Annotated in this window: 7 protein-coding genes; all 7 read left to right on the top strand. The window is 61.8% G+C overall.

Features of this window, described 5'->3' with window-relative positions:
- Positions 1-90 precede the first annotated feature (90 nt).
- Positions 91-726 carry a hypothetical protein gene (locus ACFDS3_RS19965; RefSeq protein ID WP_375264082.1) on the top strand — a complete coding sequence of 212 codons (636 nt, stop codon included), beginning with the start codon at positions 91-93 and terminating at the stop codon, positions 724-726.
- Complete coding sequence (locus ACFDS3_RS19960) at positions 677-979, top strand: hypothetical protein (protein WP_375264081.1); 303 nt, start codon at positions 677-679, stop codon at positions 977-979. The genes ACFDS3_RS19965 and ACFDS3_RS19960 overlap by 50 nt, the downstream gene beginning before the upstream one ends.
- Entirely contained in the window at positions 979-1221 is a 243-nt protein-coding gene (locus ACFDS3_RS19955) for a hypothetical protein (RefSeq protein WP_375264080.1), read from the top strand. The genes ACFDS3_RS19960 and ACFDS3_RS19955 overlap by 1 nt, the downstream gene beginning before the upstream one ends.
- Before the next feature lie 65 nt (positions 1222-1286).
- Positions 1287-1607, top strand: a complete 321-nt coding sequence (locus ACFDS3_RS19950; RefSeq protein ID WP_375264079.1) for a hypothetical protein — start codon at positions 1287-1289, stop codon at positions 1605-1607.
- On the top strand, positions 1591-2277 hold the full coding sequence (locus tag ACFDS3_RS19945) for a hypothetical protein (RefSeq protein WP_375264078.1): 687 nt from the start codon (positions 1591-1593) through the stop codon (positions 2275-2277). Before ACFDS3_RS19950 ends, ACFDS3_RS19945 begins: the two co-directional genes overlap by 17 nt.
- The gene (locus tag ACFDS3_RS19940) at positions 2274-2675 is read left to right on the top strand and encodes a hypothetical protein (RefSeq protein WP_375264077.1); all 402 of its coding nucleotides are present in this window, start codon (positions 2274-2276) and stop codon (positions 2673-2675) included. Before ACFDS3_RS19945 ends, ACFDS3_RS19940 begins: the two co-directional genes overlap by 4 nt.
- A gap of 94 nt (positions 2676-2769) precedes the next feature.
- Positions 2770-3285, top strand: a 516-nt coding sequence (locus ACFDS3_RS19935; protein ID WP_375264076.1) for a hypothetical protein, incomplete at its 3' end; no start/stop codon positions are given.

The raw sequence follows: 3285 nt of genomic DNA, 5'->3' as shown, positions 1-3285 counted from the left end.
CAGGATGGCGACGACGCCCTCCCCGTCCGTGTCTATGGGCTCACCCGCCCCGATGGCGAAACCACCTTTCTGTAACGATAGAGCATCCCCATGCAGATCCACTACTTCATCCGTGAATATTCCGAGGGCTTCGAGTTTCCCGAGGCCCACATGTTCACCACTGAGGCCGAGGCCCGGCAGACCATGATTGCCGAGGCCTATGACGCCGCGCAGACCCATGACGGCTTCGTCTGTATCCCGGGTTGCGACGACGAACCTCTGGCCCGCGAGGACGTTCCCGAGGACGTCACCGGCCTCGACGTCGAGTGGGAGGGTGGCGGCTTCGACTGCTTCCGTCTCAAGGTGCAGGAGGTCGAGAAACCCGCTCGGCCGTTCGACCTGACTTTCACCCGCAACGACACCGAGGGTCAGCTCGCCGTCATCTGGGACGCCCTCGCCGGCTTCCGTGAGGACTGCATCCCCGAGGGCGAGGAGCTCTATAACGCTCAGTGGGACGAGATCACCACCGCCATGGCCTTCATCACCGAAGACCTCGAGCACTCGTATCTGCTCCCCGAGATCGCCAGCCACGACGTCCACATGGTTGGACTCTGGAAGCTCGACGTATCAAACAACGATACGCGACTCGGCTACTCCGACTGGGTCCGCACCAAGATGGAACATGAGGACAGAGCAGATGACGGACAGACTGAAGCAAGCACTGGAGATCTTGAGAAGCTCTCCTGACGAGCACTCGCTTCACGCAGCCATCGAGCTGATCGAAGAGGAAACGGGAGACAGACGGACCTTCGTCCACGAGTACAGCCTTTCCTTCTTCGTCTACTCCTACGAGAGTAACCCGGAGAACATCTCTAAAGAGAGCATCGCGAAAGGCCTCAAGAACACCCTCGATGATCTAAAGTTCGACAACGTCGAGATCGCCGGCGTCTGTAGCTATGTCGGGGTTTCACCGAGTCTCTCGAACCAGCTGCCCGACTGATGGGGCCGGATCTGGAAGTCCTTATCTGGGATCTCAGCCAGGAGATGAACATCCCAGAGAAGGAGATCGTCCTTATCTACCAGCAGACCGAGCAACACCATGACCAGCCGTGGTATGTCGGCGCCGGGATGGTTGACCCTCGTCACAACCTGGTCGTGAGCCACCGCGAACACGCTCGGGGCATCAGCCCCGAAGCTGCCATCACCAACCTCAAATGGAAGCTGCAATTCCGCAAGCCCTGAGAGACCACCAGTTCCGCCTCACCGCGGAACTGGTCACCCTAACCATCTGACTTGGGAGAGATAGAATGAACCGCGCCCCGACGCCGGGGGAGTTCGCAATGCAGTTAGCGGCCCAGTATGGACCGCCACCTGACCCCAACAACCCGTTCAACGACCGCCAAGGATTCGCGGCCAGACAGCTCACCCTGCTGGCCGTGTCCCAGACCTATGGCCTCGAGACCCCCATCGGCCGCTTGGCCAAACTTCTCGCTCACCTCGAGAGGGTCACCCACCCTCTCAGACCCATCCCCATGGATCGCGACCTGTCTACCAGACACATGGAAAGACTGAAAGCGATTTTTGACGAAATCCTTCAGGAGTTTTTCCCAGATGCCGAAGAATCGTAATCAGATTATCGAGCTGATCCGTAACCTGCGCGCCAAAGCACAGAACGCGGCATCAAGCGAGAGCGAGACGATCGCTGCGAGCCAAGCCGCGGCTCGGCTGCTCATGCAGCACGACATCACCGAGGCCGAGCTGGCCCAGATCGGCCGCGAGGGCATGAAGATCGGTGGCTTCGACGAAGGTCGCAAGCTGCTGCATCCGATCCTGAAGCGCGCGTGGTTCGGCATCTCGAAGCTGACCGAGACGAAGGCGTGGAACGACCAAGGCACGCTTCGCTTCGCCGGGCTCGAGAGCGACGTCGAGATGGCCGTCTACCTCGCCGAGATGATCCAGTCGGCGGGCGAGCGGTCGTGGAAGACCTACCGCCAGAGCTGCCGCCGCGCCCACCGTCTGAGCTACATGCTTGGGTTCGGCACCACGATCTCCAACCGCCTCAAGGAGATGGCCGATCAGCGCAACGACGCTCGTGGCACCGGCACCGCCCTCGTCGTCCAGAAGGCGGCGATGATCGACGAGCTGCTCTCCGAGACCTCGACCGTCCTCGTCCCGCGGCGGAAGACCAAGACCCGCGTCTGCACCGATGACTACAAGGCCGGAGGCAACGCTGGCTCGAAGGTCAACCTCGGTCGACCGGTGGGGCGGCAGGCGGGGGCGACAGCCCGCATTGCATGAAGGCCACCGTCATCACTGACGCATCATGGTGTCCCAACACGAAAGCCGCCGGCTGGGCCGCATGGGTCAAGGCCGACGGCTACCCGAGCCGCGGCTTCTCGGGGGTCGTGCAGCAACTCTGCAAGTCCTCCAACGAGGCCGAGATCATCGCCGCTGCGGCAGGAGTTGGTGTGGCCTTCAGGGCCTACGGCGCCACTCGGATCCTCATCCAATCCGACTGTGACGTCGTGGGCCGCGAAGTCTGGAAACACCTGCCCGAGGACGTGCGGCTGAACTGCGCGGTTCGCTACAAGCACGTCAAGGGCCACACCGAGATCGACGACAAGCGATCTTGGGCGAACCGATGGTGCGACGAGCACGCCAAGATCGCCATGAAGCATCTGCGCGTCCTCCTCTGAACGCCTGTCCCCCAGACAGACAAGCCCGGCGTCTCCCTGAGACGCCGGGCTTTCTTTACCTCGATCATCAATCACCCTTTCAGGAGCTTCACCCATGCTCATGCACAAGCCTGACCACACCACGCTGGTTGGGGGCGTCATCCAGAACATCGCCCTCAAGGTCGAAATGAATGCGACCCTGTTCTCGACCGTCATCAACGGCATCTACTCGGACAAGATCTCGAGCCCCATCCGCGAGATCTGCACCAACGCCTTCGACAGCCACATCGCCGCCGGCAAGGCCCACGTCCCCTTCGACGTCCATCTGCCCTCGCTCTGGGAGCAGGTGTTCTGGGTCCGTGACTACGGCACCTCGATGAGCCACGAGGTGATCGAGACGCTCTACTCGACCATGTTCGCCAGCTCGAAGCGCGACGGCAATGACCAGGTGGGCATGCTGGGCCTCGGCAAGATGTCTCCCTTCGCCTACACCTCCGGCTTCACCGTCACCTGCTTCAAGGACGGCGAGGAGCGCACCTACTCCTGTTTCCTCGGCGAGGACGGCACGCCGGGCATCGCCCTGCTGGGCCGGGCGCCGACGACTGAACCTGACGGCGTGAAGGTCTCCTTC

Origin of the sequence: Palleronia sp., from assembly GCF_042089775.1 — a bacterium.
GTDB lineage: Bacteria > Pseudomonadota > Alphaproteobacteria > Rhodobacterales > Rhodobacteraceae > Palleronia.
Note: the sequence above shows the minus strand (reverse complement) of the source record. Positions and strands in the feature narration are given on the sequence as shown.

What these genes read in the sequence shown, in the direction of transcription:
- ACFDS3_RS19965 (WP_375264082.1), top strand. Translation starts at nt 91, where the DNA reads ATGCAGATCCACTACTTCATCCGTGAATATTCCGAGGGCTTCGAGTTT.
- ACFDS3_RS19960 (WP_375264081.1), top strand. Translation starts at nt 677, where the DNA reads ATGACGGACAGACTGAAGCAAGCACTGGAGATCTTGAGAAGCTCTCCT.
- ACFDS3_RS19955 (WP_375264080.1), top strand. Translation starts at nt 979, where the DNA reads ATGGGGCCGGATCTGGAAGTCCTTATCTGGGATCTCAGCCAGGAGATG.
- ACFDS3_RS19950 (WP_375264079.1), top strand. Translation starts at nt 1,287, where the DNA reads ATGAACCGCGCCCCGACGCCGGGGGAGTTCGCAATGCAGTTAGCGGCC.
- ACFDS3_RS19945 (WP_375264078.1), top strand. Translation starts at nt 1,591, where the DNA reads ATGCCGAAGAATCGTAATCAGATTATCGAGCTGATCCGTAACCTGCGC.
- ACFDS3_RS19940 (WP_375264077.1), top strand. Translation starts at nt 2,274, where the DNA reads ATGAAGGCCACCGTCATCACTGACGCATCATGGTGTCCCAACACGAAA.